Below are 25356 nucleotides of genomic sequence, written 5' to 3' on the forward strand. Positions count from 1 at the left end.
TTGAAGCCTTAAGCTGAAAAATGATGTGTGCTTACCCCGTATCATCCAGAAATCACGTAATAATCATGTGCTGAAATGGTGAAGAAAATGCGACACTGGTTTTTGCCTGGGCCACCCGAGGAAGAACCGGATGATCTGCCTCCTGGGCCACGGGCGGAACCGCCTGATACCGTGGTCATCGAAGATTGGGAAAAGGCAGAGGGTGCTCATACTGCGCGGCTGGCAAAGGTGGCTGGACGCCTGGGTGCTATGGATGACCGGTTGCTGCGCGGCCCGGAGGGCTGGCGGCACAGACTGGCTCTAATAGAGGCGGCGGATCTCAGCTGGTTCGCAGGCGATCGTGTGAGCCCCGATCGGCTGGCGCTTTGGGTATCCATGCGTTTATCTGGAGTCCAGGATGACTCAGAAGCACTGGCTCGGGCCGGATGGGCTGTGCGACGCCTGACAGGTGGTCCGGAGCCAATGGTAGATTTGGCGGCCTTCCTGGATCGGCGTGATCCTGAGAAATTCGAGGATAATGCCGAGCGCTTTGACGAGCGTGCTGGGAGCTGGCTGGACGTGATGACAGCTGCGGTTGACCTCCACCCGATCACGCGCGCTTGCATGGGGTTTCACCTCTGGAGTCTGGCTGGCCTCGGCCAATGTGGAGACCGGATTGAGGCCGCTGTGACTGCTGGCAGGATCGCGGCCAGCGACGGCAATGGAGCCGTCTTTGCGCCGCTGGCCATGGGCGGGGCAGGGGGCTTACGTGCGTCCGGCCGTCCAGCCGACAGATTGGCCCGCTGGCTGGATGAGATGGAAACTGGTTGCCTGACCGCGATGCGACATCTCGACGATCTCGAAGCATGGGCAACGCGGGCGGAAGCCGAGACGGCGGCGCTCTCGGGTAAAACCCCGCCAAACTTGCTTGTGGCCCTGACCGAATGGCCCCTCGTTTCCGCTCCTATGGCCCAAACCTTGACCGGTGCCAGTCGGGCAGCGGTTCAGCGCAACCTCGCATGGATGGAAGCGCGAGGCCTCATCCGGGAAGTGACTGGGCAGGGGCGGTTCCGGATGTGGCAGGCAGCGACCTGAAGAGGGCCCGAAGGTGATCCAGAACACGCATAAGCACGCATATGTTAAGTTGGCTCTTGGCCAAGAGTGCGCATGACTCGGGCGCACCTGGGACGAATACTTCTCGGGCGAAAGCGGCGCGCCTAAGACCCGCAGCAAGAGTTAAGTCCGCTATCCGCGTCGGACCCGGGGTCATGCCAGCCAAGTTCGCAGAACGTCAGAAGGCCGCAAGCATGTGGACTAGGCCTTTTTCGATGTTCTTCCACGGCTTCTTGCCCACGGTATGTAAGAACCAACATCTGGTACCGCAGATATTTTTCGTAAAGAACTGCATGAAGCGACAACAGATTTTGTGACCCACAGGCCTGGATCAAGGACTTATGGAACTCCCAGTCATATCGGAATCAGGATCGGAGCGACCACGCCCTGCGCCAATGGCTGCGGGAACTGGCGAATAAACGTCGCCGGTTCGGATATCGTAGTTAGGGCATCCTTTTGGCCAGAGAGGGTTTTGAAGTGAACCATTAGAAGCTTTTCCGTCTCTATCGCGAGGAAGGGCTGGCCGTGCGCCGCAGGTGATCACGCAAACGCGCACTGGGTACGCGCAGGCCCATCCTAGTGCCGGATCGCGCCAATCAGCGTTGGTCGTTGGACTTCGTGTCCGATGCCTTTGCTAATGGCCAAAGGTTCCGTGTGTTGTGCATCGTGGATGACTGCACGCGCGAAGCCTTGGCGGCCACTGTGGTGGATCGCTCACTGTCAGGTGAGCGGATGATCCGCGAACTGGATGACCTGATCGGGAGGCTGGGTCAGTTGACTTTCTGACCCACGATCAGATCAAAGCGATGACAACGGCCGACCGTATCGTCAACCTCGGCACTCGTCAGGGGTATGTTACCCCCTGGATCACGACGTCAGCGGAAAAGCGCCCTTAGGGGTGCCACAGCCTCTTGCCAGCTGTCACGCGCTTCTAGCCGGTCGATCCAACTCGCAACTCCTGGGTACTGGTCCAGTAAAATCCCCGCTTGATCGCGATACATGAAGGTGGTCGCAAGATAGAAGTCGGCAAGGCTGAGTGCGCCTGCGATCCAGTCCTTGCCGTCGAGTCCGGTTTCCAGAACGGCAAGGAACTGATCTGTGGCTTTTCGTTCCGCTTCGACCACAGTCGGATCGGGATCGCCCATGCCGAATTTCTCTTTGAGAAACAGCTCAAAGGACAATTTCTGCATCGCCGGGCCAAGGTGGATCGCTTGCCACCAGGTCCATTGATCGACGAGGGACCGCGCCTTGCGGCCCTCAGGATAGAGGCCCGCCTCGGGCCGAAGCCCCGCCAGATAGGCACAAATTGCCCGGGATTCCCAAAGCACGAAATTCCCGTCCTCCAAAACGGGCACCTTTGCATTGGGATTGCGAGCGAGAAATTCCGCCGCGCGGTTGTCCCCGGCCCGGATGTCGACCTGGACGATTTCGAGGTCCACGCCCAGTTCGTGTGCCACCGCCCGCACACGCAGCGCATTGGGCGAGAAATTCGCGTTGTAGAGTTTCATGATTTTGTCCGCCTCTATAGTTACTGCGGCGCCCGAAGAAGCACCGCCCGGTTTTCGGTCAGGAAATCGGTAACCGACTGTCCGGACTTGCCGGTGAGCGTCTTGAGATCGTCGCTGGCCACATCAAGGTAGCCTTCGGCGATTGCCTGGTCGAAAGAGACGAAAACACGCGCCATGAACTCGGGCAGGCCATTTGCGATCATCGCCTGCACCATGTCTTCGGCCGGCATCGGAACGTAGGGGATGTCCTTGCCGGCGATGTCCGACAAAAGCGCCGCGATATCGGCCTGGCCGGTGGATTCGGGCCCGGTGATGTCCAGGACCTCGCGGTCGGTCGCATTCATCAGCGCGGCAGCGGCGGCGCGGGCGCAGTCGGCGCGCGTGACGTAACTCGCCCGTCCGTCCCCTGCCGCGGCAAAGAGCTGCCCCATGTCGATCGCCTGCGGTCCGCTCATAAGCAACAGATCCGTGTAAAGGTTGTTGCGAAGGATCGTGTAGCTGGCGCCGCTTTGCTCGATCAGCTTCTCGGTGTTCTGATGATCCTTGCTGAAAGTGATGGGGCTTTCGGGTACCGGGCTGGCAAGCGAGGTATAGACGATGTGGTCGATACCCGCCTCGCGTGCGGCGGTGATCGCATTGGAATGAGCCGCGAGCCGTTTGCCCGGCTCCAGATCGTCGGTGGAGATGATCAGGATCCGCTTGCCGCCCGCGATGGCCGGACCCAGTGTTTCGGGCGCGTTGAAATCGCCTTGGCGAACATCCACCCCCTTGTCCCTGAACTCGGCGAGTTTGTCGGCGTTGCGCGTGACCGCGATGATCGGACCGGCGCCCGCCTCGATCAGTTGATCGATTACCTGGCGTCCAAGCTGGCCGGAGGCGCCTGTGACGATAAATGGTCCGTTCTGAAAGCTTGCCATGGGCGTATTCCTGTTCTTTGAGAGAGAGTCAGCCGTGGATGTGAACCTGCGCGGGGTTGGCCAGCTTGCCGCGGGCGAAGTCCCAGCTCGTTGTCAGGATTTTGATCATGACGTCGACCTCTGACCCATCGCGCGGCGCAAAGGCCATGACGGCATTTGCCGGGATGTGTCCGGCCGACGCCATCGGGTGCGGTTCGCCCCATCCCTTGGCGATGAGTTCATCGACCGCCGCCAGCGGCAGCATCATGTGCGACGAACCGTCATAGGAGGGATGCACATGGGCAAATTCGCGTCCGATCATGAAGGCTTCACGCGGGCCGCAGGCATGCGCCACCGGCAAGACCAGTGCTTCGGCGCCGGGCACCGAGATGCCCGACCGGCAGCGCTCGACGAAGGGCAGGGCGAAGGCCTTCTCCTTGAAAAATGCGTGGATCTCTGCCGAGGAGTTCTGCGACACCTGCTCATGCGGGGCGCAATCGGTGGTGTCGGGGCGCGGGCCCTGCCGCGGGGGAAGTTCGAAGCTCATGGTTGGTCCTATCCAAATCTGAACGCGCTTTCGACCGCGCCCAACACGTGATCCTCGAGGGTCTTCTCCCCCCGATCCGCAAGCGCAGCCCCGGCCACGACGTGCAACGGGATCAGATGTTCCTCGCGCGGATTGGCATCGCGTGCGCCGGGCGCCTGATCCCACTCGGCCAGCATGGCATGGCGCACTGCGGGGTCTTCATGGGTCACCGCACTCGTGAGCCATCGGTCAAAGTCTCCGCCGTTCACCGGGCCGTCCGGTCCGCCCCTCATCGCCCGCATCATCTTGCCCATGTTATGATAGGTATTGCCGGATCCGATGATCAGCACCCCTTCGTCGCGCAAGGGCGCCAACGCGCGACCGACGGCAAGATGCGCCTCGGGGTCGAGATCGTCGCGCAGGCTCAATTGGACGGTGGGGATGTCGGCCTCAGGAAAAGCCACCTTTAGTGGAACGAATACCCCGTGATCGAAGCCACGCGCAGCATCGGCCCCGGTTTGGAATCCCGCGTCTTCTAAAAGTGCGCGTACGCGGGTCGCCAGCGCGGGCTCGCCCGGCGCGGGCCAGGTTAGCTGATAGGTATGCTGCGGAAATCCCTGATAGTCGAACAGCAGAGGCGGGGCGGGGTTGGTCTGCAAGGTAAAGACCCGCTCTTCCCAATGGCCCGAGATCACGAGGAGCGCCTTGGGCCTTGCCGGCAGGCTCGCAGGCAAGTCCTCAAGGAATTTGCGGTGCCGATCCCAGGCGTCAGGCGGGTTCCAGTCCATGAAGAAACAGGGGCCACCCCCATGGGGAACAAACAATGTCGGCTGCTTTTCAGTCATGTTGTCGTCCTTTTAAACCCAAGTCCGAGGCTATGGGCACCCCCGTGGCAACTCCGCAGCAGATCAGATTGGCGCTGCCGGAACTGCCGGTGCATAGGCCGACTTGACCGCACGCACGCGATTGGCGGTCAGCCACGAGACGATCAGGAGTACCCAGGTCGCCAGAGCCGGCGACCAACCCGGATCGCCTGCGCCCACATGGGCCCCGAAGGCGAGCACCAGATGCCAGAACATTGCCGCATAGGCCCAATCTGCCAGCACCGCCGAAGGGCGCCAGAGGATCACAACGGCACCGACGATCTTCAAAATTGCGAGTGGCCAGATGATGTATGTGGGATAGCCCAACACCTCGCGATACATGCCCGCGACCATGTCGTGGGATGAGATGTAGAAGGCCGCCGCACCCAGATAGACCAATGCCACAAGGCCGGTCGCGATCCAGTAGACATATTTTGCCACGTTGTCACTCACTGCCGCTCTCCCGGTTTTCGGCGGGTTGTTAGGCTGCCGTTTTCCATATAGTATCATTAGGTGCCTTGCTTCATCAGTTAAAGTAGGCACTTAAAAGTAACTTACTTTCGTGGGCTGCGAGGGCTATCCACAATGAAAAGCGTCCAACCAGCTTCCTGCCCGATGGAGGCGCTGCTGCGTGTCATCACGGGACCTTGGACGATTTATATCCTTTGGGTTCTGTCCGAACAGGGTCCACAGCGTTTCGGCGCGACCAAACGGCTGGTGCCTGGAATTTCCACCCGGGTCCTGACTGAGAGGCTGAGAATGCTGGAACATGCCGGCGTGGTCTGGCGCGAGCAGGCCATGACCATCCCGCCCGCTGTCACATACGGGCTGACTGAACGCGGCGCGGAGCTGCGCGGTGTGCTGGACACCCTTGGATCCATTGCACGCCGCTGGGAGGCGGAGGGTGCTTTCGACGGGACGGCACGCTCGGCGGAATGATGACGTCCGTCCTGTTCGCGGAATAATCCCGCGCCAGAAAGCACCGCGAACGGAGCACGGCCCGAAGCTCATGACGAATTGAAAGCCGCGTTGGGTATGCCTGACAGGCGGCACTCACTCCGAACGATCCGCCCAGGTTTGCGGCTTGCCGCCACATAAAAATCAATTTACTGTACCGACTAGACGGTACAGTCAAGTTTGAAATCCCGCAATGCTGCACAGGACAGGAAGAGCGAGATGCGCGAGAGAAAAATGGCCGAGGTTTTGTTCGGCGCGCGGGAGGTCTTCTTCCGGTGCGGTTATGAAGGCGCCACCGTCGATGCCATTGCCGCCGAAGGGAAAGTGTCGAAGGCAACAATGTATTCGTATTTCCCGACCAAGGAGCAGCTGTTTCTGAGCGTCGTGGAATCCGAATGCGGTCGGCTTGCGGAAGAGATCCTCCGACCCTTGTCCGCAGGTCCCGAGCCGCGCGCCCAGTTGGAAAAACTTGCCCTGCGCATGATCGATCTCGTTCTGGACGAAACCTACATCCGCCTTCTGCGGACGTGTATCGGTGCCACCGAGATGCTTCCCGAGGTCGGGGAGGTGTATTTTCGTGCCGGACCGAAACGGGCACGCGAACTCATCAGTAAAGTTCTGGAACGCCTTTCCCGGGAAGGCGCGCTTGAGATCGACAACCCCCCGCGTGTTGCGGATCACTTCATACATCTTTGCGTTTCTGGACTGTTGATGCCACGCCTGCTGGCCGTGCAAAGAACAGTCGAGCGGGACAAGCATGCGGCCGATGCAGTCACTGCATTCCTGCGACTCTACGGGAGCGGACATAGAGTAGAGCTCTGAACTGACCTTGCTTTCCGACAACGGGGCAGTGCTCCAAATCTCTCAATAAAATTGCCGAATGGACAGTGAATAATGACCATACAATCCAAAATGCAGGCAAAGAATGCGTCACCAAGGATCCTCGGCGCTGCGCGGGCAATTGCGCACAGAGAGGGCGCGGGAAAGATTACGATCGACGCCGTCGCGCGTGAGGCCGATCTCAGTAAAGGCGGGGTCTTATACAATTTTCCGACCAAGAGAGCGCTTCTTGCCGGGCTGCTTGATGAGATGCTCGCAGAACATCACGAACGCCTGGCATCAGTCCCGGAAGATCGCAGATCCCGCACCCTGCGTGGGCACCTGGAAGCAATCGTGCAAGCCAGAGCCGTCGATGACGACCTCTCGATGGCGATTCTCGCGGCTGCCGCGTCAGATCCGCGGCTGCTCGATCCGCTACGGGCTGAACTGACCGGCGACCTTGAGCGTATCCTGTCCGACACACAAGACACTCCGGGTGCTATGGTTGTCGTCCTAGCGATCCAGGGACTTCGGTTCCAGAAACTTCTGGGCCTTCCCGACGGTGGCGCGGATCTCAGGGGACGCGTCATCGAGCAATTGAGGGCCATGATTAATGAACTCGAATAGAGAGACACGAAGTTTGAAGCGGATCGTTTTTGTTATTGCGGTAGCGGCCGTGTCGGCCGTTGCCGTCCCGTTTGTTTCGCCGTTCCTGACCGATGTGCTGGCCCAGACCGCGACGGACACCCTGGAGGCAGAAGTCGATACAAGGCCTGCAGCGAACGTGGAGCGACCAGTCACGGTCGAAGTGACCCGTGCGCTCAATCGCGTCGTAAGTCAGTCTCGCAGCGTTGCAGGCCGCGTCGAACCTGCTCGAACGGTGGACCTTGCGTTTCAGATACCCGGGCAGATCATTCGCCTTGAGGTTGAGCCCGGCGACACGATTCGCGAGGGCGAGGTGATCGCGGAGCTCGACCAAATCGATTTCGAACTCGCCGTCGACCGGGCTCAGGCGTCCTACGACCTGGCGAATTCCGAACTCGCGCGCGCCTCGGACCTCGCCGATCGTGGCGTGGCGTCCGACGCGCGCCTCGACACGGCCCGCGCGCAGTTCGTCCAGGCAGAAGTCGCGCTCCGCGAGGCAGAGCGGCGCCTGTCCCAAACGAAAATCGTCGCGCCATTCGACGCGATTGTGGCGCGCACCTTCGTTGAAGAATATGTCAACGTCACGTCGGCCGCGCCTGTCGCGCGTCTACAGGATGTCAGCGAGATGCGGCTCGTGATCTCCCTGCCAGAGGAACTTGCGGCCATTGCGCGGTCGGCACCCGATGCCTTCGAGATCGTTGCAACTTTTCCGGCTGTTCCGGGTTACACCGCGCCTCTGGTGCTTCGCTCGTTTGCGACCGATGCCGACCGGACGGCGCAGACCTACGACGTGGAATTTGCGATCACGGGTGATATCGACCCGCGTCTTCTGCCCGGGATGACTGCGGATGTGCGCATCTCCATTGCCGCAGAAGCAGATCGCCCGCAATCCGTGATCGTTCCGGTTTCGGCGGTGGATACGACGAGCCGAACCGAACCGTCCATCTGGATCTACGAAGAAACGTCCGGCCAGGTCGCGCGCAGGGCGGTCCGTTTGGGTCTTCCGATCAACAATGAGATTGTCGTTCTGGATGGCCTGAAGGGCAACGAATTGGTTGTTTCCGGCGGCTGGTGGCGGCTCAGGGACAATCAGACCGTGACAGTTTCGGGGCTCTGATCCCGTTCTTTTTGACAGGACAAGAATAGAACCATGGCACTCAGCATCTCACGAGCGAGCATCGAGCGTCCTGTGGCGGTCTGGCTCACCATCATCTTTTGTCTCCTCGGCGGCTATTGGGGGCTGAACACGGTCGGTCGACTTGAAGACCCGAGCTTCACGCTCAAAACGGCGCTCATCTTCGTGCCGTATCCCGGCGCCACGGCTCTGGAGGTTGAAGAGGAGGTCGCCGACGTCGTCGAAAATGCGCTGCAGCAAATGAAGCAGCTCGACCGGGTGGAATCGAAGTCGATGCCGGGCATGGCGCAGATCACCGTCGAGATCGAGATGACCTATGGCCCGGACGAGATCCCGCAGGTTTGGGACGAAATGCGCCGCCGCATCAGCGACGTGGAGGGGGACCTTCCCGCAGGAGCGCGACCGCCCATCATCAATGACGATTTCGGCGACGTCTATGGCATGTTCTATGCGGTAACGACCGAAGGTCTGAGCCCATCGGAGCAGAGGGATTTGGCCACGACGCTCCGGCTCGGACTGGTCACTGTCGATGGCGTCGCCAAGGTCGAGGTTCAGGGCCTCTCCGAAGAGGTAATCACCATCTCGATCCCGTCTGCACGCCTCGAGATGCTGGGCCTTCCGCCGACCCAGATCCTGGGCATTCTCGCAGACGAAAACCAGGTGTTCACCAACGGCGAGATCACCGAGGGCCCTGCCCGGATCGGCCTATCGGTTCCGCCGGGCTATATTAGCCCCGAAGGGATAGAGGAGCTGCGGCTGGGCACGGCCGGAAATGTCGGCCAGATCGCTGTCAGCGACATCGCCAGCGTGACCCGCGAGGCGGCCGAACAGCCTAGCCAGATCATCCGGCAGAACGGCACGGCGGCATTTACCTTTGGCGTTTCCGCGTTGACGGACCAAAACGTGGTCGAAGTCGGTCAGGCGGTTTCAGCACGGCTTCAACGGCTCAAGTTGGGGCTTTCTGAAGGTGTCGAGATCATACCGATCTACGAGCAGCATGTCGTGGTGGACGAATCCGTTTCAAGCTTTCTCGTCAGCCTCGGACAGTCGGTCGCGATCGTGGTCGGTGCGCTGATGCTGACCATGGGTTGGCGCGCAGGCCTCGTGGTGGGCTCGACCCTCGGGCTCACCGTTTTCTCCACACTGTTCTTCATGTCAGTGTTCGGGATACAGATGGAGCGGATCAGCCTGGGCGCCCTGATCATCGCGATGGGGATGCTGGTCGACAACGCCATCGTCATCACAGAAGGGATGGTGATCGGCATGGCGCGAGGAAAAAGCGCGGAAGACGCTGCTGCCGAGACGGAATCCTCGACGTCCATTCCCTTGCTGGGGGCAACCGTTATCGGGATCATGGCGTTTTCCGGTATCGGGCTGTCGCCCGATGCGACGGGCGAGTTCCTGTTTTCGCTTTTCGCCGTGATCGCCATTTCGCTGCTATCAAGCTGGGTTCTGGCAGTCACGGTCACGCCGTATCTTGGCAAGCTGCTGCTCAAGGCCCCCAAGAACACCTCGGACGATCCCTACAAGGGCCCGTTCTACGGGATTTACCGCGGGGTTCTGTGGACGGCGCTGCGCGCCCGCATCCCGGTCGTTCTGACGATCATCGGGATCACCGTCTGGTCGGTCATGGCTTTCGCCCAGGTCAAGCAGGCCTTCTTCCCCGCCTCGAACACGCCTATTTTCTACGTCGAGTTCCAGATGCCGCAGGGAACCGATATCAACACGACCGACGAAGAGATGCTGCGGCTTGAGCGGATACTTCTGGATGAGGATGCTGTGACCGGGGTAACGGCCCTCGTAGGGCGGGGGGCAAGCCGCTTCATGCTGACATACAATCCGGAACAGGCGGATGCCAGCTATGGCCAGCTCATCGTCCGGGTTGCGGACGCCGCAACGATCCCGGCGATCGCGAGCAGGCTCAACCGGGATTTGCCAGCCGAATTCCCCCACGCTCTGATCCGTGTCGAAGAAATCGTGTTCGGACCGCCGGCCGGTGCCGATGTTGCAGTTCGTTTCTCGGGCCCCGATCCGGTCGTCCTGCGCCAGCTCGCGGATGATGCGATCAGGATATACGAGGAGGCAGGAACCATCACCAATCCGCGCACCAATTGGCGGCAGCGTGAAATCCTTGTCGAACCCGTCGTCGACGAGGCACGAATGCGGCTGGCCGGCGCGACGCGCGGAGCGATTTCGGATACCATCCGCTATGGAACGTCCGGACTGCGCGTTGGCGACCTACGCGAGGACGACGTGTTGATTCCGATCCATCTCCGGCTTCCCGAGAGCGAACGCGACGGAGTTGACCGCCTTCGTGACCTATCGGTGTGGTCCGATGGGGCAGGGTCCTATGTACCCATGGCCAACCTTGTCGAAAGGTTCGATCCCCGTCTTGTCGAGGCACTCATTCACAGGCGCGACCGAGAGCGGACAATCGCCGCCCTCGGCGGTGCCCGCAGCGATCTCACCGCGGATGAGGCATTCCGAAGCGTCCGCACCGAGATCGAATCCATCCCGCTTCCCGACGGTTATGCAATGGAATGGGGCGGCGAATTCGAAAGTGCGCAGATGGCTCAGGAGTCGCTTGGCAAGCAGCTTCCCCTGGGCTTCCTGGTCATGTTGACGATTTCGATTTTGATGTTCAACAAAGTCCGCCAACCGCTGATCCTGTGGCTCGTGGTGCCAATGTCCGTGACGGGCATGGTCCTGGGGTTGCTGTTCACCGGTCTGCCCTTCACATTTACGGCCCTGCTCGGCTTCCTGTCGCTTTCGGGAATGTTGATGAAGAACGCAATCGTTCTCATCGAAGAGATCGACTTTCTACGTGCACAGGGTGTGCCCGATTACAAGGCGGTGATCGACGGCTCAGTCAGCCGTCTTCGCCCTGTGGTGCTCGCCGCCGGCACGACGATCTTTGGCATGATTCCGCTTCTGCCCGATGCGTTTTTTGCCTCGATGGCGGTGACGATCATGGGCGGCCTCGCCTTTGCTTCGGTCCTGACGCTCGTCGCGGTTCCGGTGCTCTATGCGCTTCTGTTCCGGATACGGCCACCGAAACGGGACGCACAGTCGGACGGCCTAGCGGCGACCGCCTGACACAACGATCCTCCCTAAAATAGGATTTCGAGCCAATTTGAGGATAGCGGAATGGCCCAGAAAAAACAAAACCGGAGTGGATCGTCGCGAAGCTCCGGGAGTCCGACGATCCCAGGGCGCCTCGTGCGGTGTCCTATGGGACAAGCAGGTGGTGCGCCAGCGGCTGGCAGACTGCCAGACGAGGATCGCGGCGGGACGGCAGCTGGTCTATCATGCCGCAGGTCTGGACGCGGCGGGCCACGATTGCGTGCAAGAGGTCTCGATGGTCAAGGCCTATTGCGGCGAACTGGTAAACAGCGTGCTCTACGACTGCGTCCAGTTTCACGGCGGCATGGGCTATATGCGCGAAACCCCGGTTGAACGCATGTCGCGCGACGCCCGTGTTCAGGCCATCGGCGGCGGTGCGAGCGAGGTCATGCTGGAAGAAGTCGCCAAGCGCATGTGAGCTTCCCTATCCAGCAAATCAACGATCTACAGAAACAAGGACGAAACAGATGAATTTGGAAGCCACTCAACGCCAACCGGTCGCAAGACTGACCCGAGAGATCTCAATAATACTCATCGGCACAATACTTCTGACACTATCCGCCAAAATCGCGGTGCCGTTCTACCCGGTACCGATGTCAACACAAACCCTGGTGGTCTTGGGTCTCGGCCTTTTCCTGGGGCCGGTGCGCAGTAGTCTAGTTGTCGCTGCGTACCTTCTGGAAGGTCTGTTTGGCCTGCCGGTTTTCGCTGGCACGCCTCCCGCACCGGCGGGTCTGGCCTATTTTGCGGGTCCCACTGGCGGATTCTTGATTGGGTTTGCGCTCGCGGCGGCGGCTGCAGGATGGATGGTTCAAAAGCTGGCAGGGCTTCCGCCTTCAATCAGAGCATCTGTAGCGGTCCTCTCCGGTTCGATACTTATGTATTGCGCAGGGCTATTCTGGTTGGGTGGCTTTGTCGGCTATGGCGAAAAATTGCTGAACGCCGGGCTTTACCCGTTCCTGCTTGGAGACCTGACGAAGGCAGCAATTGCTGTAGTGCTGTATACAGGTTTCCATAATCGGGGTCACGCTTGACTGCTGGGCTTTGTTGCCTTGTTCCAGCGCCGGTTCTGACCGGCGCTGGACGCCAGCCCGAGGCTTCCAAAGCTATGCAAAGCAAAAGGCGGCTTTGCAAGTCCCAGACTTTTCACTGTCAGAAAGTGGTCGTATTCAATGACAAAACGCAGCATGTTTCACACAGAGCCGGAACCGTGTCGCGCGCGTGCAGAACAGGTGGCCGAGGGAATCCTGAGGATCGTTGCGAGCAATCCCGGGAAGATGACCTATCACGGGACGAACAGCTACATCATTGATACACCTGACGGTCGGTTCATTCTCGATCCGGGTCCAGCAGAAGACAGTGCACATTTCGAAGCAATTGTCGAGAATCTGGGAGGCAACCCGGCCGGAATTCTAGTGTCACACCACCATTCCGATCATTTCGGTGCCGTGCCGGGATTGCGCGAACGGACAGGTCTGCCCGTTTATGTTTCGCGTGCCTTTCCAGACGATGCATTTCAACCCGACGGGTTTTTGGAAGACGGGCAAAGGATTGCCGGTCTTACTGTCCTTCACACACCCGGTCACGCGAGCGATCACCTCTGCTTTGCGAGGCTGGATGGAGTGTTATTCACGGGTGTCGCGTAGCCCTTGATTGTGAGATGGGAAATCCAACGAAATCAACGGCTGTGCTTTGCCCTTAAATATGAGATTTTGCCTTTAATTCGGCTCTGCCTCAATCTGTGTGGCGGAACTATCCTGAAACTGGAAAATTCAGGAGGGATAGTTGTGAATTCGAAGAAGCACTGGTCGCCTGGGGGCGAAGTTTCGATTCAAAGCGTCGAGCGAAGTGATTCCGGCGGTTGGATTGTATCGGGCAGTCTGACACCAAACGGCATCTGCCCAGACTGTGGATTGCATTCACGCCGACGTCACGGCTGGCGGCGTCGGCGGCTGCAGGATTATCCCGCCCATGGAGACGAGGTGACGGTTGATCTCGCGGTTTGCCGTTGGCGATGTTTGGCGCCCGCTTGCCCACGCCGGACTTTCTCGGACCAGATCGCCTCGATTGCGCGTCCTTTTGCACGTCGTACTTCGCGTGCCGGGGAGATTGTCAGCCATCTTGGGCATGCGGCCGGCGGGCGGCCCGCCGAGCGGCTCTTGTACCGTTTGGGCCTTGGTGTCAGCGATGACACGGTGCTCAGGCAGCTGAAGAAGTGTGTTCAAGGCACCGCCGAGCCGCCGACGGTCATCGGGATCGACGACTGGAGCTGGCGGAAGTCGCAAACCTACGGCACGATCATTGTGGATCTGGAGCGTCGCGCGGTGATCGACATTCTCGAGGATCGAGATGTCGTCAGCTGCACCAACTGGCTGAAGCGTCACCCCGAGGTGGAAGTGATCAGCAGAGATCGGTGCGGTCTCTACGCCCAGGCTGCACGGCAAGGAGCGCCGCAAGCGAAGCAGGTCGCTGACCGGTTCCATATCGTGCAGAACCTGCGGCAGGCCATCGAGGAGCAGATGAACCTTCACGGCCGTGCGACCGGCAGGGCGCTGCTGTCCGACGCCGACAACATCACCGCCGCCGGAAGCCTTCTGAAGTCACGCCTTGCGCACAGGACGTCTCGGGAAGAGATTTTCACCACCATCCATGTGCTCCGAAATCAGGGGCTTACCTGCAGCGAGATTGGGCGGCGAACAGGGTTCCCTCGTCGCAGCATCGCGAAATGGCTGCAGTTCGAGACGCCGCCGGACCGCAGGCGGGCAGCTTTGAAGCCGACTTCGCCGTGGTACTTTGAAGAGTTCCTGAGCCAAAGCTGGAATGGCGGAATTCGAACTGGAAGCGCCCTGTTCCGTCTGATCCGAGAGCGTGGCTACGAGGGGAGCCCGACGCATTTGCAGCGGCTGCTGGCGGGGTGGCGCAGAGCCGAAAAGCAAGCGAAGGGCCCTGCCTTGGAGCACCAGATCCTGGAACCGGTCCGGGACCCGGAAACGGGGCACGCGATCTCCCCGGTCATCGCGGCAGCGCTGTGTATCAAACCCCGCGGAAAACTCACCCCGGATCAGGCGCGGAAAGTCGACGCGCTCAAGGCTGGCTCTCCCGCCTTCGCAACGATGCGCTGCCTCGTCATGCGGTTCAACGGTATCCTGCGTGGCCGCGAGGCAGACCCGCTCCCTGCATGGATCGACGACGCGATCGAAACCGACCTGGCGCCCATCGTGCGCTTCGCACGCACATTGAACCGAGATTTCGATGCGGTAAAAAACGCTATCGAGATGCCCTGGAGCAACGGCCAGGCGGAAGGTCAGATCAACCGCCTGAAAACCCTCAAACGCGCCATGTACGGTCGGGCCGGTCCAGAATTGTTGCGGGCGAGAATGCTACCGTTCCGCCACACAGATTGAGGCAGAGCCGAATTAAGGGCTACGTGACACCCCGTGGACAGACGGGGTCAGTTTATAGAGTTGGGCGACCGCCCCATGAAGCCGAAACAGCTGGGCCCGGCGATGCGTGCCGACATAATGCTCGATTGCCCTGCCGACCCGGGAACCACGCTTCCAATCGTCGACCGCGCCTATCGCGATAATGAATTCAACCTGCTGGATGTCGTCTTTGACGAAACGCCCCTGCGTGCCGCGCTGCCGGAATGGGAAATTGCCCTTCCAGCCAATCCGCTTGCCGAACCTGATCTGAACGCGGCCCGTCGTCACGAAATCTTGTTCACCGGGGGTATGATGGGAGCAATGGTCGAGCGCCAGATGGGCCTAAGCCAGTCCGGCAGTATGATGGGCGGAATGATGGGTGGCGTCGTGGGCGGCGGCATGTGGTTCGTCAATGGCGTTGCGGCCGAAGGGCACATGCTCGATCCTTTCCTGACATTGGAGCGCGACGCGAGTCATGTCCTCCAGATGACGAACGCCACGGCCTTCGACCATCCGATCCATCTGCACGGCCACTCCTTCCGCGTCATCAGCCGCGATGGGGTGCCGACCGATTTCCGCGAATGGCAAGATACCGTGCTGATCGCGCCACGCGAGCAAGTGGAAATCGCCATGGTCGCCGACAATCCCGGAGACTGGATGTTCCATTGCCACATCCTCGAGCACCAGGCGGCCGGGATGATGGGCGTGATCCGCGTCGCATGAGCAGAGGAGCAAGCAGATTGAAATCGATTGAGATTGGATGTCGGCCAAACCGGCGCAAGGTTCTTGCTGCCGTCCTCGGTAGCGGCTTAGCCACGGTGTTGCCAAGGCTTGTGCAGGCTGCAGTCGATGGTGATCCAGCGGCTCTGGCCTTTGATGGTGATACCATCCTGCTGGCAGACCGAGGGTTGTTCGTCAGTGACGATGCCGGCCAGACTTGGACCGCGGCAGAGACACTGGGGAACGTGCTGTCGCTGGCGACCCATCGCGACCGGCCCGGCCGTGTGGTTGCGGGGTTGGCCGAGGGCGGTGTCAGCATTTCCGAAGACGGGGGCGCTTCGTGGCGTATCTTTGAAGCTAGGCTGCCTGACGGAGAAATCACTGCCGTTGCTATCGCCTCGCGGAACCCGGACATGATCTATGCCTCGCTTCGCGGCGACGGGTTGTGGAAGAGCGAAGACGCCGGTGCAACCTGGTCGCTCGCCATGGACCGCCCCTGGCTCGACGACGCAGAGCGGGAACTTCTTTCTCTGGCTTCGGTCGAGCTTGAGACCGGCATGGGCGGGATCTGGATCTATGCGGGCACCGAGGTTGGCCTAACGCGGGTGCCCGATTGCTTTTGTCGCTGGCAGGACGTGCAGCCAGGCAATGCGATGGACGCATTGGTTGCGGGTGAAGCCCCACCGTCCGAAGCGCCATTGCCAGGAGGTGAACCGATCCTGTCGCTGGCCAGTGCCCCCTCGGCGCCGGAAGTGATGTATGCCGCGCTGCGTTCGGGCCTCTGGGCATCGCAGGACGGCGGAGTCATCTGGCAAAAGCGGGCGAGCAAAGCTGCGACCGCTGTTGCGGTTCATCCAAGAGACGAGACCTACATCGCTGCCCTGTTGGGCGGCATCTTGAAAATCAGCCGTGACGGCGGCGCAACCTGGATCGAAACAGGAGAACGATGATGGAGAAAATGATGCAGAGAAGAAACGCGCTTGGTCTGATTGGCAGCGGCATTGTCGGAATGGTGGGCCTGACCACATCGGCCTGGGCGCAAGCGACAGGCGATGTGGCGCCCGGTCTGGCGGGCAGCGAAAGGCAGATCACCATCTGGCGCGATCCGGGCTGCGGCTGCTGTGATGCCTATGGGGATTATCTCGAAGAACACGGCTTTACCGTAACGCGTGTGGATGACCGCGACTTCGACAAACGCTCGGTCGAAGTCGGTGTGCCCGCCCAGGGCATCGGCTGCCACTTGGCCGAGATCGACGGCTACTATGTCAGCGGTCTCGTCCCCGTCGACATCATCGAGCGGCTGCTGGAAACCCGTCCGGCGATAACGGGTATCACCTTGCCGGGAATGCCCGCGAACGCACCGGGCATGGCTGCGGTCAAGTCAGGCACGCTCAGGACCTACGCCTTTGGCCCGGAAGGAATCTCAATCTATGCCGATGAATAAGGGGCCGAAAGATCGATCGGCGAAGTGTACGGTCAGGCGGTCAGTGCACCTCGCTGCCCTAGTGTCCGCGCTCGCGACCACCGGCGTTGTGGTGCTGGCCCAATCGGAACCGGTTGACCCGCGTGTCGAGGGACTGACGTTTTTGGGAGAGCCCGTGCTTGCATCCCAGGTCATGGCAGGGCAACAGCTTTATGCGGACAACTGCGCCAGTTGCCATGGTGCCAGCCTCGAGGGTCAGCCCGATTGGCGTCGTCGTCTTGACACAGGAAGAATGCCGGCCCCGCCGCATGATGACTCAGGCCACACTTGGCACCATTCAGACCGCATGCTTTTTCAGATCACTAAAGGCGGGGTCGGGGCCGTCGTGCCGGGATACGAGAGCGACATGCCGGCCTTCGGAGAGGATCTGACAGACGCAGAGATCGCGGCTATCCTCGTCTACATCAAGAGCACCTGGCCTGAGCGACAACGTGAGTTCCAAGCCGAAGTTTCGGCCAATGACACGGGCGGGTGAAGATCGACAGGGTGTCAGGATAGTATCTTTCGACCAAAACCGATCCACCGGGGGACCAATTCGGCAAATCTGTCCTACTCCGCCCCCTGACTCCCGCTTTACCACGCTAATTCGGACCTGACCTGGTTGGCCGTTAACCCGCCCCCAAGGCAAGCATGTGCTACCAGGGTCGCGTGCATGCGTTCACGAAAATTTGCCCTTGAACCTCTAGCCACTAGAAGTCCTATCTATTCAAGGAGAACATATACCGTTCTTGCCATCAATCGTCGGCGGGAACCGAAAGGGTACGAAATGCTGACAAGACGACACTTCATTCAAACGACAACAGCGCTCTTTTCGGCGACTGTGGCCAACCCTGTGTTTGCCGATAGCTGGCCCACCGAAGCGCAGAAGGCTGAATGGGACGCGCAAGTCAGCCCGCCCGGCTTCGATCCGGCCACGTCAAACCCTTGGGGACTACACCCACGTTTCTTGCCTCAGCGTGTGGACGCGAAGGACGGCCTCGTGCCAGGAGACATCCATGTCGATGCGGTTGCGCGATATCTCTACCACATTGAGGAGGGTGGAACCGCGATGCGCTACGGCGTGGCGATCGCGCGGGGCAACCTCTACGAGCCAGGTGTTTATAACATCAAGCGCAAGGTCAGGTGGCCGCACTGGACGCCGACACAGAACATGATCGAGCGGGATCCTGAAAACGCAAGATGGGCCGACGGGATGGAACCTGGCCCTCAAAACGCCTTGGGATCGCGGGCGCTCTATCTCTATGTCGGAGATCGCGACACCTATCTTCGGATACACGGCACACCCTATCCGAGAAGCATCGGCGGTCGCGCGAGTTCGGGTTGCGTGCGGATGGTTATGGCACACATCAACGAGCTCTATCCGAACGTCGAGATTGGATCGACAGCACATCTTTATTCGGCTGAGGACAGTGTTACCGCGAGAAGTTGAATGAGGTAATTAGCTTTGAGCGAAATGATGTGACGTGCGGGTCGTCGTCACGCTTCCCGCGCGACGCAGATCGGATTGCCGTTCACCGTGCGCAGCGGCAACAAGGTCGTTTCAACGGGGCCGCTGTGTTCGTACCAGTAGCACCCGTCTTCCGGCACCAAGCGCGCGGTTGCAACATCCTGATCCGGGGCAGCCATTGCAATCACAGCTTCGGGAACGTTGCCCGGCTGGTCTGCCGAGTCGCCCGATCCAGTCGGCTGGATTGCGCACCCGGCCGTAAGCGACAGCGCCACTGCAAACATTATTTTTTGCTTCAGCATCAAAACCCGCATCAAGCTTCCTTTCGTGTCTGTTTTTCTTTGCATCGGCTTTTCATGCCTCAAGGCGTGATGGAGCCGGTCGCCGCATCCTCTAGCAATAAAACAAACTGAAATACCACCGTATTTTGCTCTTGAAGCTCTAGCCACTGTAGGGGCTATGTCATGGTAAAGCACCCGAATCCAGAGGTCCATTCATGCCGTCCGACACCCATCGTCACGACCACGATCACGCCGAAGATGCCCAGACAACCGGCGGCAGCTGCTGCGGGGGCGCCGGAACGTGCGGCGACATCGTTCCGACGACGCCCGCGCCAACGGGCGGGCGCAGTTTTCAGGTGTCCGGCCTTGATTGCGCCGAGGAGGTCGCGATCCTGAACAAGGTGGTTGGCCCGAAGATCGGCGGGGCCGAGCATCTCGCGTTCGACGTGATCAATGGACGGATGACTATTCTCGACAGCGCCAAGAGTGTATCGGACGGCGAAATTGCAGAACTGGTCGCAAGCACCGGCATGACCGCCAAGCCCTGGGATGCCGAAAACGCGTCGGTCGACCAGGCGGCCCATCTTGCACGCCAGCGGCTGTATACGGCGCTCAGTGGCGGCTTCTGGGCCGCGGGATTTCTGTGGCACATCATCGAGACCGGCATGGGGGGGGCACTCGGCCTCTTCGCAGGGCACGGCGAAGCGCCGATGCCACGGGTCGAGGCAGGGCTATTCGCGGTTGCGATCCTGTTCGGTGTCTGGCTCGTGGCACCCAAGGCATGGTCGTCCGCACGGAGACTGTCGCCCGACATGAACCTGCTGATGGTGGTCGCGGTGGCCGGTGCCATAGGGCTTGGCGAATTCTTCGAGGCGGCGACGGTTGCGTTCTTTTTCTCGCTCTCGCTCTACCTCGAAAGCTGGAGCGTCGGGCGTGCGAGGAATGCGGTCTCGGCGCTCTTGGACCTTGCACCACCGACGGCGCGCGTGATCCGCGAAGACGGAAGCGAGGCCGACGTTCCGGCGGCCCAAGTCGCCGTAGGCTCAAGCTTCATAGTACGCGGTGGCGACCGTATCCCGCTCGATGGTGAGGTGACGGACGGCGCCGGCGCGGTCGATCAGGCGCCAATCACCGGAGAGAGTGCGCTGGTCCCAAAGGAACGAGGCGACGAAGTCTATGCCGGTACGATCAACGGCGAAGGCACACTGACGGTGCGCGCCACGAAGGCCGCCTCGGACACCGTGTTGGCCAAGATCATCCGCATGGTCGGTGACGCCCATGCCCGCCGCGCGCCCGTGGAGCAGTGGGTGGCGAAATTCGCCCGCATCTACACGCCTATCGTCATGGCTCTCGCCATTGCAATTGCCCTGCTGCCGCCGCTCATTTTCGGGGGGGCCTGGGATTATTGGTTCTACAATGCACTCGTTCTGCTGGTGATCGCCTGCCCGTGTGCTCTGGTCATCTCGACACCGGTCTCCATCGTCGCGGCGCTCACCGCTTCGGCGCGGGCGGGCGTACTCATCAAGGGTGGTGCCTATGTCGAGGCACCGGGTCGGACCACCGCGCTGGCCATGGACAAGACCGGCACAATCACAATGGGCGAGCCCGAAGTGGCGGCTGTGCATCCGCTGGGCGGGGCTTCGGCGCAAGATCTGATGACCCTCGCCGTTGGGCTGGAGGCACGTTCCTCGCATCCCTTGGCGCGCGCCATTCTCGCGCGGGCAGAAGCCGACGGCATCAAGGTATCCGCCGCGGAAGATACCCGAACCGTTCCGGGCAGGGGACTTGAAGGACGCACAGACGGCCGGTCGATCTGGCTGGGGTCGGACCGGTTTGCCGAGGAGAAGGGATTCGGCGATGCCATTCCGAAGGATTTGCGCGACCGCATCGAAGGGGCTGGCAGCACCCTTGTTGCCGTAGGCGACGACACCGGCGTCACCGGCATCCTGGAATTGCGCGACCGTATCCGCCCCGATGCCAAGGGCATCGTGGCACAGCTCCACGCGCAAGGCGTGAAGACCATCGTCATGTTGACGGGCGACAACGAGCGGACAGCGCGCGCCGTTGCCGCCGAGGTCGGCATCGACGAGGTCCGTGCCGAGCTTCTGCCCGAAGACAAGGTGACAGCCATCGAAGAACTGGTCGAAACGCATGACATGGTGGCCATGATCGGCGACGGGGTGAACGACGCCCCCGCCATGGCGCGCGCGCATTACGCCATCGCGATGGGTGCTGTTGGTTCGGACGCGGCAATCGAGACGGCTGATATTGCCCTGATGACCGACGACCTCGGGAAGGTGCCTTGGCTGATCGGTCATTCGCGCCGGACAATGTCGATTATCCATCAGAACATCGGTATTTCCTTGGCGACCAAGGGCGTTTTCGTTGTCGCTACCGCGTTCGGACTGGCATCGATGTGGGGCGCGATTGCAGCCGACGTAGGGGTGTCATTGCTGGTGGTGGCCAATGCCCTGCGCCTGCTGAACGGCCAAGAGGCCAAGGCGCCGCCGTCCGGCGGTGAGCAGGTTGGCCCACAGATGACAAAAGCCGCGCTTGCCCACGGACATTGATCAGGCAGCATTTGCAAGGTAACGTAATGTCCATATCAGACCTCACGAAAGAGGCGTCGAGCAGTGAAAACCATCCGATTTCCCCGCCGCGCCGTCCTGTTGGGCGGGTTGGCAGCGTTTCTGTCTGGCTGTGCCAGCAAGTTCCGCAGCTATGGCGGACCCGAAGTGACCCGTGTTCGGCTTTACAAGGGGCAGCGTTTGCTTGTTCTCGACGGAGCCGATCGCGTATTGCAAACCTATCCGGTCGGGCTGGGTTTCGCTCCTGAGGGTCACAAGCAATTCGAGGGAGACGGCCGGACCCCTGAGGGCGCTTACGTAGTCGATAAGCGCAACCCCGACAGTACGTATCATCTTTCGGTTGGCATCTCTTATCCGAATCAGGCCGACATCGCTTTTGCCGAGGCGCAGGGCCGATCCCCGGGGGGCGACATCTTCATCCATGGTGGTCCACGACCCGGCATCGATCCGACGGACGTCCGCGACTGGACAGCTGGCTGCATCGCGGTCACAGATCGGCAGATCGAGGACATCTATGCAATGGTGAAAGACGGAACACCTATCCACATCTTTGCATGACGGTCTTTCTCATGCGGCGGTAGTGAGCCGTCGCATTGGCGCCATTGCTGAGCTCCACGAAGCCAAGATGAGCGCCAACAGCATCCAGTCCCCGAAGCTCGCGTAGAGTGTCGGCGGTCGCGCGGAGGGCAGGCTAGCGTCGATGATGCCCGTTTCGCCGGTATCGAGCCGCGCAACGATCTCTCCGCTCGCGTCGATGACCGCAGAGATGCCCGTATTCGCGGCTCGGATGACAGGAAGGCCTTCCTCTACGGCGCGCATCCGTGCGGAAGCCAGATGCTGCTCGGGTCCGATGCTGGTGCCGAACCAGGCATCGTTTGTCGCGTTAAAAATCCAGTCGGGTCGGAACAGGTCGTCGACCACATGGCTTGGGAAGATGATCTCATAGCAGATCGCCACGGCGACCAGCGGCACACCCGGAAGCGCAAGCGTTCGCGGGCCCGGTCCGGGCGTAAAATCGCCCAGACCCGCCGTGAGCCGCTCGATGGGCAACCAGCCGCGGAATGGGACATATTCGCCGAACGGCACGAGATGGTATTTCGCGTATCCGGTCAGGATCTCGCCCGTCTCGCCAAAAGCCTGGACCGTGTTGAAATATCGGGTGCCATCGTCGCTCGGTACACGGTCCGGCACCCCGGTGAGCAGCACGCTGCCTTCCGGTAGCGCGGCGGCAATGCGGGCCTGCGCCTCCGTATCCTCATCGAGGAAACCCGGAAAGGCGGTTTCCGGCCAGAGAAGAACGTCGAAATCGCCGCGCCGGGTTGAAAGCTCAAGATAGCGCGCGAATGTCGCCTCGCGGTTCTCGGGCGCCCATTTCTCCTCTTGTGGAATGTTGCCTTGGACAATGCGCAGGTCGACAGTGGGTGGCTGTTGTGCATCCGACTGGAGGCGAAGTGTGCCGACAGCCCACATCGTCGCTATGCCGGCCAGCGCCATGAGCGAGATGGTCAATCGTTGCCGCCCGGACGCCATGGCAGCCGCGCCGGGGAGTACCGCAACGAACACGGTGAGAAAGCTTAACCCATAGCTTCCGACCCAGGCGGCGGTCTGGCGAAGGGCGGCGTAGTCTACAAGTGCGTAACCGGCCAGATTCCAGGGAAACCCTGTCAGAACGTGACCACGCAACCACTCGGCCACGGTCCAGGAGGTCGCGAACAGGAGGCAGGCCAAGAGACTGCCCATGGCTCCGCGCCGCGCGATTTCGGCAAAAAGCGCAGCGGCAATGGCTGGGAAAATCGCGAGACCTGCGGACAATCCCGCGACCGCCGGAATCGCCATCGTCCCAAACCGCTCGGCCTCGACGTAGAAACTTTCCGCGATCCACCAAATCCCGAAACCGAACTGGCCGAGACCAAACGCCCAGCCGACGAGGAAAGCGCGCCCGAAGGAGAGATCGCGAAGCCCGACAAACAACGCGGAATAGGCAACGGGAACGAGCAGGAGAATCGAAAGAGGCGGGAAAGTCAGAACGGTCATCGCCCCGGCGGCGAAACCAAGCGTCATCCGCGAAAGAAAACGGTGGCGCAGAGCGATGCGGTTCAGAATTTCCGGCTTCACGACTTGATCGAACGCCGCGCGCTGATCCATGGCGCGGCGAGCAAGAGCCCCACGCCACTGACGACAAATACATCGGCCAAGTTGAAGGCAGGCCAATGTGTTGTGCCAATGTAGAAATCGAGAAAGTCTGTTACAGCCCGATACCGCACACGATCGATGACATTGCCCAGGGCTCCGCCAATGATCGCACCGTAGGCAAGCGTTTCCACCGCATTGTCGGCGCGAAACAGCATAACCCCCAGCCAAACACAGATGGCAAGAGCGAGAGCGATGAGGCTCCACCACGGCGCGCCGCCCAACATCCCGAAAGTCACGCCGTCATTACGATAAAAGACGAGGATGAATCCCGGAAACACGGGAATTCCGGCGCTTAAAGTGACGGCATTCGCAACGACAATGGCTTTGGTGATCTGATCGATCGCGAACGCAGCAAGTGCTGCGAAGACGCCGATCATCGGAGATACCTTGTTTAGTGACATTGCCTCATCCCAACCAGACATCAAGGAACAGCATCAGAACGAGCCCGACTGCGAGACCGAGCGTCGCCCTGTTCTGATGGCCGCTGCGATGGGTTTCGGGGATGATTTCGTGGCTAATGACGTAGAGCATTGCGCCCGCGGCAAAGGCCAGACCCCATGGAAGCAGCGGTTCCGACAGTGTGATGATGCCGGCCCCGAGCAAACCGCCAATCGGCTCGACCATGCCCGTCAGCGCCGCGATGCCCCAGGCGCGCAGCTTCGGATATCCCTCGCCCAGCAGAGATACAGCGACGGCCAATCCTTCGGGCGCATTCTGAAGCCCGATGCCGATGGCGAGCGGCAGACCGCCCTCCATACCTCCGGATCCGAAGCCGACCCCCACGGCAAGGCCTTCAGGGAAGTTGTGGATCGTGATCGCAATGATGAACAACCAGACCCGCCGCAAAGACGCCGCTTCGGGCCCTTCGCGTCCCGTCTTGAAGTGCTCGTGCGGCAGCTTTTCGTTCATCAGGGCGACAGCCCCCATGCCCAGAAGAATCGAAACGCATACGATGGCCGCAGGCATCGCGCCGTTTTCGAACATCGGCTCCGCCGCATCCAATGCCGGGATGATCAGCGAAAAGAAAGAAGCGGCGAGCATCACACCGGCAGCGAAGCCGAGCGACAGATCGCGTGTGGCCCGAGACGGGATGCGCCCGAACAGCACGGGAACTGCTCCGACTGCTGTGAGCGATCCGGCGGCAAGACTTCCGAGAAAGCCGAGCATTATCGGAGACAAATTTTCCATGGGCGGGCCAGATTATCCTTCGGCGTAGCTCGAAAAGACTTCCGTCGACCCGTCCTTGCGGATGAGGAAGACATCATAGGCCTCGCGGTCGTCTTCTGGCCCCATGCCGGGCGAGCCATAGGGCATCCCCGGAACAGCGAGGCCGACGGCGTCCGGGCGCTCCTCGAGAAGGCGGCGGATGTCAGCGGCCGGTACATGGCCCTCGATCACGTAGCCGTCAATGAGCGCGGTGTGGCAGGAGACCATGCGCTGCGGCACGCCGTTGTCTAGCTTGAAGCGCACGAGAAGCCCGCCGAACATGTCCTGGCCGGTCGGCACAAACCCGTTCTCTTCGAGATGTTTCATCCACGAGAGGCAGCAGCCGCATCCGTTGGTCTTGCGGACGTCGATCGCCGTTGCCTCTGCGAGGGCCTGGGCCGCTGGGAACAGGGCGAGCGTGATGGCAAGAGCTTGGGTCATGCGTTTCATGG

Annotated in this window: 29 protein-coding genes and 1 pseudogene; 18 read left to right on the top strand and 12 right to left on the bottom strand. The window is 60.8% G+C overall.

The genetic code is table 11. The features are described from left to right. Positions 1-75 precede the first annotated feature (75 nt). A complete protein-coding gene (locus CLV77_RS15505; protein WP_085047421.1) occupies positions 76-1074 on the top strand; it encodes a hypothetical protein in 999 nt (332 codons plus the stop codon). Between the two features lie 122 nt (positions 1075-1196). Here the strand turns inward: CLV77_RS15505 and CLV77_RS16955 are convergent, their stop codons facing one another. After that, positions 1197-1427, bottom strand: coding sequence for a hypothetical protein (locus CLV77_RS16955; RefSeq protein ID WP_369824838.1), 231 nt, complete (start codon positions 1425-1427; stop codon positions 1197-1199). 25 nt (positions 1428-1452) lie between these two features. Here CLV77_RS16955 and CLV77_RS15515 point away from each other — a divergent pair. Beyond that, positions 1453-1866, top strand: a pseudogene (locus tag CLV77_RS15515) (transposase family protein); the annotation flags it as partial. A 101-nt stretch (positions 1867-1967) separates the two neighbouring features. On the opposite strand, the gene CLV77_RS15520 reads toward CLV77_RS15515, so the two are convergent. The 5 genes from CLV77_RS15520 to CLV77_RS15540 all read right to left on the bottom strand — a co-directional run bounded on the left by CLV77_RS15520 (position 1968) and on the right by CLV77_RS15540 (position 5338). Beyond that, positions 1968-2600, bottom strand: coding sequence for a glutathione S-transferase family protein (locus tag CLV77_RS15520; RefSeq protein WP_027238702.1), 633 nt, complete (start codon positions 2598-2600; stop codon positions 1968-1970). Positions 2601-2620: 20 nt separating this feature from the next. Next, positions 2621-3517 (bottom strand): SDR family oxidoreductase, encoded by an 897-nt coding sequence (locus CLV77_RS15525; RefSeq protein ID WP_037931965.1) that lies wholly within the window; start codon positions 3515-3517, stop codon positions 2621-2623. A gap of 28 nt (positions 3518-3545) precedes the next feature. Beyond that, the gene (locus tag CLV77_RS15530; RefSeq protein ID WP_037931962.1) at positions 3546-4043 is read right to left on the bottom strand and encodes a luciferase domain-containing protein; all 498 of its coding nucleotides are present in this window, start codon (positions 4041-4043) and stop codon (positions 3546-3548) included. 8 nt (positions 4044-4051) lie between these two features. Continuing rightward, a complete protein-coding gene (locus CLV77_RS15535; protein ID WP_037931959.1) occupies positions 4052-4867 on the bottom strand; it encodes a DODA-type extradiol aromatic ring-opening family dioxygenase in 816 nt (271 codons plus the stop codon). Between the two features lie 63 nt (positions 4868-4930). Then, the gene (locus CLV77_RS15540; RefSeq protein WP_157802081.1) at positions 4931-5338 is read right to left on the bottom strand and encodes a DoxX family protein; all 408 of its coding nucleotides are present in this window, start codon (positions 5336-5338) and stop codon (positions 4931-4933) included. Positions 5339-5500: 162 nt separating this feature from the next. On the opposite strand from CLV77_RS15540, the gene CLV77_RS15545 reads away from it, so the two are divergent. The 7 genes from CLV77_RS15545 (at position 5501) to CLV77_RS15575 (ending at position 12598) form a co-directional block, all read left to right on the top strand. After that, positions 5501-5824: a winged helix-turn-helix transcriptional regulator gene (locus tag CLV77_RS15545; protein WP_027238707.1), complete on the top strand. Its 324-nt coding sequence runs from the start codon at positions 5501-5503 to the stop codon at positions 5822-5824. A 237-nt stretch (positions 5825-6061) separates the two neighbouring features. Then, positions 6062-6664 carry a TetR/AcrR family transcriptional regulator gene (locus tag CLV77_RS15550; RefSeq protein ID WP_036540318.1) on the top strand — a complete coding sequence of 201 codons (603 nt, stop codon included), beginning with the start codon at positions 6062-6064 and terminating at the stop codon, positions 6662-6664. Positions 6665-6736: 72 nt separating this feature from the next. Then, complete coding sequence (locus tag CLV77_RS15555; RefSeq protein ID WP_224769550.1) at positions 6737-7288, top strand: TetR/AcrR family transcriptional regulator; 552 nt, start codon at positions 6737-6739, stop codon at positions 7286-7288. A gap of 13 nt (positions 7289-7301) precedes the next feature. Continuing rightward, positions 7302-8423, top strand: coding sequence for an efflux RND transporter periplasmic adaptor subunit (locus tag CLV77_RS15560; protein ID WP_229724297.1), 1122 nt, complete (start codon positions 7302-7304; stop codon positions 8421-8423). A 33-nt stretch (positions 8424-8456) separates the two neighbouring features. Beyond that, a complete protein-coding gene (locus CLV77_RS15565; RefSeq protein WP_076981264.1) occupies positions 8457-11537 on the top strand; it encodes an efflux RND transporter permease subunit in 3081 nt (1026 codons plus the stop codon). A gap of 76 nt (positions 11538-11613) precedes the next feature. Then, positions 11614-11982 carry an acyl-CoA dehydrogenase family protein gene (locus CLV77_RS15570; protein WP_074838771.1) on the top strand — a complete coding sequence of 123 codons (369 nt, stop codon included), beginning with the start codon at positions 11614-11616 and terminating at the stop codon, positions 11980-11982. Between the two features lie 49 nt (positions 11983-12031). Further along, positions 12032-12598 carry a biotin transporter BioY gene (locus CLV77_RS15575; RefSeq protein ID WP_074838768.1) on the top strand — a complete coding sequence of 189 codons (567 nt, stop codon included), beginning with the start codon at positions 12032-12034 and terminating at the stop codon, positions 12596-12598. On the opposite strand, the gene CLV77_RS16565 is transcribed toward CLV77_RS15575, so the two are convergent. Then, on the bottom strand, positions 12589-12753 hold the full coding sequence (locus CLV77_RS16565) for a hypothetical protein (RefSeq protein WP_170043973.1): 165 nt from the start codon (positions 12751-12753) through the stop codon (positions 12589-12591). The two genes, CLV77_RS15575 and CLV77_RS16565, sit on opposite strands and share 10 nt — an antisense overlap. On the opposite strand from CLV77_RS16565, the gene CLV77_RS15580 reads away from it, so the two are divergent. The 7 genes from CLV77_RS15580 (at position 12752) to CLV77_RS15610 (ending at position 18618) form a co-directional block, all read left to right on the top strand. After that, positions 12752-13210, top strand: coding sequence for an MBL fold metallo-hydrolase (locus CLV77_RS15580; RefSeq protein ID WP_236861033.1), 459 nt, complete (start codon positions 12752-12754; stop codon positions 13208-13210). The two genes, CLV77_RS16565 and CLV77_RS15580, sit on opposite strands and share 2 nt — an antisense overlap. Before the next feature lie 141 nt (positions 13211-13351). Beyond that, positions 13352-14968, top strand: a complete 1617-nt coding sequence (locus CLV77_RS15585) for an ISL3 family transposase (protein ID WP_076981265.1) — start codon at positions 13352-13354, stop codon at positions 14966-14968. A 75-nt stretch (positions 14969-15043) separates the two neighbouring features. Beyond that, the gene (locus CLV77_RS15590) at positions 15044-15709 is read left to right on the top strand and encodes a multicopper oxidase domain-containing protein (protein ID WP_233128155.1); all 666 of its coding nucleotides are present in this window, start codon (positions 15044-15046) and stop codon (positions 15707-15709) included. Positions 15710-15726: 17 nt separating this feature from the next. Then, positions 15727-16656 (top strand): WD40/YVTN/BNR-like repeat-containing protein, encoded by a 930-nt coding sequence (locus CLV77_RS15595; RefSeq protein ID WP_233128156.1) that lies wholly within the window; start codon positions 15727-15729, stop codon positions 16654-16656. Further along, positions 16656-17150 (top strand): DUF411 domain-containing protein, encoded by a 495-nt coding sequence (locus tag CLV77_RS15600; RefSeq protein ID WP_043772565.1) that lies wholly within the window; start codon positions 16656-16658, stop codon positions 17148-17150. The genes CLV77_RS15595 and CLV77_RS15600 overlap by 1 nt, the downstream gene beginning before the upstream one ends. After that, complete coding sequence (locus tag CLV77_RS15605; RefSeq protein ID WP_138919430.1) at positions 17143-17664, top strand: c-type cytochrome; 522 nt, start codon at positions 17143-17145, stop codon at positions 17662-17664. Before CLV77_RS15600 ends, CLV77_RS15605 begins: the two co-directional genes overlap by 8 nt. A 291-nt stretch (positions 17665-17955) precedes the next feature. Continuing rightward, the gene (locus tag CLV77_RS15610) at positions 17956-18618 is read left to right on the top strand and encodes a L,D-transpeptidase (RefSeq protein ID WP_009503854.1); all 663 of its coding nucleotides are present in this window, start codon (positions 17956-17958) and stop codon (positions 18616-18618) included. A gap of 47 nt (positions 18619-18665) precedes the next feature. On the opposite strand, the gene CLV77_RS15615 is transcribed toward CLV77_RS15610, so the two are convergent. Further along, positions 18666-18950 (bottom strand): hypothetical protein, encoded by a 285-nt coding sequence (locus tag CLV77_RS15615; RefSeq protein WP_043772563.1) that lies wholly within the window; start codon positions 18948-18950, stop codon positions 18666-18668. Between the two features lie 182 nt (positions 18951-19132). Between CLV77_RS15615 and CLV77_RS15620 the strand changes: the two genes are divergently transcribed. Then, the gene (locus CLV77_RS15620; RefSeq protein WP_076981266.1) at positions 19133-21487 is read left to right on the top strand and encodes a heavy metal translocating P-type ATPase; all 2355 of its coding nucleotides are present in this window, start codon (positions 19133-19135) and stop codon (positions 21485-21487) included. A gap of 63 nt (positions 21488-21550) precedes the next feature. Beyond that, entirely contained in the window at positions 21551-22063 is a 513-nt protein-coding gene (locus CLV77_RS15625; protein ID WP_076981267.1) for a L,D-transpeptidase family protein, read from the top strand. 9 nt (positions 22064-22072) lie between these two features. Here the strand turns inward: CLV77_RS15625 and lnt are convergent, their stop codons facing one another. The 4 genes from lnt to CLV77_RS15645 are packed head-to-tail and all read right to left on the bottom strand — an operon-like array spanning position 22073 to position 25354. After that, positions 22073-23650, bottom strand: a complete 1578-nt coding sequence (lnt, locus tag CLV77_RS15630; protein ID WP_076981268.1) for an apolipoprotein N-acyltransferase — start codon at positions 23648-23650, stop codon at positions 22073-22075. Next, positions 23617-24075: a signal peptidase II gene (gene lspA, locus CLV77_RS15635; protein WP_058249023.1), complete on the bottom strand. Its 459-nt coding sequence runs from the start codon at positions 24073-24075 to the stop codon at positions 23617-23619. The genes lnt and lspA overlap by 34 nt, the downstream gene beginning before the upstream one ends. Before the next feature lie 28 nt (positions 24076-24103). After that, complete coding sequence (locus tag CLV77_RS15640) at positions 24104-24886, bottom strand: ZIP family metal transporter (RefSeq protein ID WP_038008344.1); 783 nt, start codon at positions 24884-24886, stop codon at positions 24104-24106. Between the two features lie 12 nt (positions 24887-24898). Beyond that, positions 24899-25354, bottom strand: coding sequence for a DUF411 domain-containing protein (locus CLV77_RS15645; protein WP_043772538.1), 456 nt, complete (start codon positions 25352-25354; stop codon positions 24899-24901). Between the last annotated feature and the right edge of the window lie 2 nt (positions 25355-25356).

The organism is Brevirhabdus pacifica, assembly GCF_002797755.1.
Taxonomy (GTDB): Bacteria; Pseudomonadota; Alphaproteobacteria; order Rhodobacterales; family Rhodobacteraceae; genus Brevirhabdus; species Brevirhabdus pacifica.

Excerpts from the sequence above, each read along its gene's own strand:
- CLV77_RS15640 (WP_038008344.1), bottom strand. The coding sequence starts at position 24,886 with ATGGAAAATTTGTCTCCGATAATGCTCGGCTTTCTCGGAAGTCTTGCC.
- CLV77_RS15525 (WP_037931965.1), bottom strand. The coding sequence starts at position 3,517 with ATGGCAAGCTTTCAGAACGGACCATTTATCGTCACAGGCGCCTCCGGC.
- CLV77_RS15565 (WP_076981264.1), top strand. The coding sequence starts at position 8,457 with ATGGCACTCAGCATCTCACGAGCGAGCATCGAGCGTCCTGTGGCGGTC.
- CLV77_RS15590 (WP_233128155.1), top strand. The coding sequence starts at position 15,044 with ATGAAGCCGAAACAGCTGGGCCCGGCGATGCGTGCCGACATAATGCTC.
- lnt (WP_076981268.1), bottom strand. The coding sequence starts at position 23,650 with ATGGATCAGCGCGCGGCGTTCGATCAAGTCGTGAAGCCGGAAATTCTG.
- CLV77_RS15550 (WP_036540318.1), top strand. The coding sequence starts at position 6,062 with ATGCGCGAGAGAAAAATGGCCGAGGTTTTGTTCGGCGCGCGGGAGGTC.
- CLV77_RS15610 (WP_009503854.1), top strand. The coding sequence starts at position 17,956 with ATGCTGACAAGACGACACTTCATTCAAACGACAACAGCGCTCTTTTCG.
- CLV77_RS15575 (WP_074838768.1), top strand. The coding sequence starts at position 12,032 with ATGAATTTGGAAGCCACTCAACGCCAACCGGTCGCAAGACTGACCCGA.
- CLV77_RS16565 (WP_170043973.1), bottom strand. The coding sequence starts at position 12,753 with ATGCTGCGTTTTGTCATTGAATACGACCACTTTCTGACAGTGAAAAGT.
- CLV77_RS15605 (WP_138919430.1), top strand. The coding sequence starts at position 17,143 with ATGAATAAGGGGCCGAAAGATCGATCGGCGAAGTGTACGGTCAGGCGG.
- CLV77_RS15580 (WP_236861033.1), top strand. The coding sequence starts at position 12,752 with ATGTTTCACACAGAGCCGGAACCGTGTCGCGCGCGTGCAGAACAGGTG.
- CLV77_RS15645 (WP_043772538.1), bottom strand. The coding sequence starts at position 25,354 with ATGAAACGCATGACCCAAGCTCTTGCCATCACGCTCGCCCTGTTCCCA.
- CLV77_RS15530 (WP_037931962.1), bottom strand. The coding sequence starts at position 4,043 with ATGAGCTTCGAACTTCCCCCGCGGCAGGGCCCGCGCCCCGACACCACC.
- CLV77_RS15505 (WP_085047421.1), top strand. The coding sequence starts at position 76 with ATGGTGAAGAAAATGCGACACTGGTTTTTGCCTGGGCCACCCGAGGAA.
- lspA (WP_058249023.1), bottom strand. The coding sequence starts at position 24,075 with ATGATCGGCGTCTTCGCAGCACTTGCTGCGTTCGCGATCGATCAGATC.
- CLV77_RS15520 (WP_027238702.1), bottom strand. The coding sequence starts at position 2,600 with ATGAAACTCTACAACGCGAATTTCTCGCCCAATGCGCTGCGTGTGCGG.
- CLV77_RS15545 (WP_027238707.1), top strand. The coding sequence starts at position 5,501 with ATGGAGGCGCTGCTGCGTGTCATCACGGGACCTTGGACGATTTATATC.
- CLV77_RS15620 (WP_076981266.1), top strand. The coding sequence starts at position 19,133 with ATGCCGTCCGACACCCATCGTCACGACCACGATCACGCCGAAGATGCC.
- CLV77_RS15600 (WP_043772565.1), top strand. The coding sequence starts at position 16,656 with ATGGAGAAAATGATGCAGAGAAGAAACGCGCTTGGTCTGATTGGCAGC.
- CLV77_RS15555 (WP_224769550.1), top strand. The coding sequence starts at position 6,737 with ATGACCATACAATCCAAAATGCAGGCAAAGAATGCGTCACCAAGGATC.
- CLV77_RS15615 (WP_043772563.1), bottom strand. The coding sequence starts at position 18,950 with ATGCGGGTTTTGATGCTGAAGCAAAAAATAATGTTTGCAGTGGCGCTG.
- CLV77_RS15535 (WP_037931959.1), bottom strand. The coding sequence starts at position 4,867 with ATGACTGAAAAGCAGCCGACATTGTTTGTTCCCCATGGGGGTGGCCCC.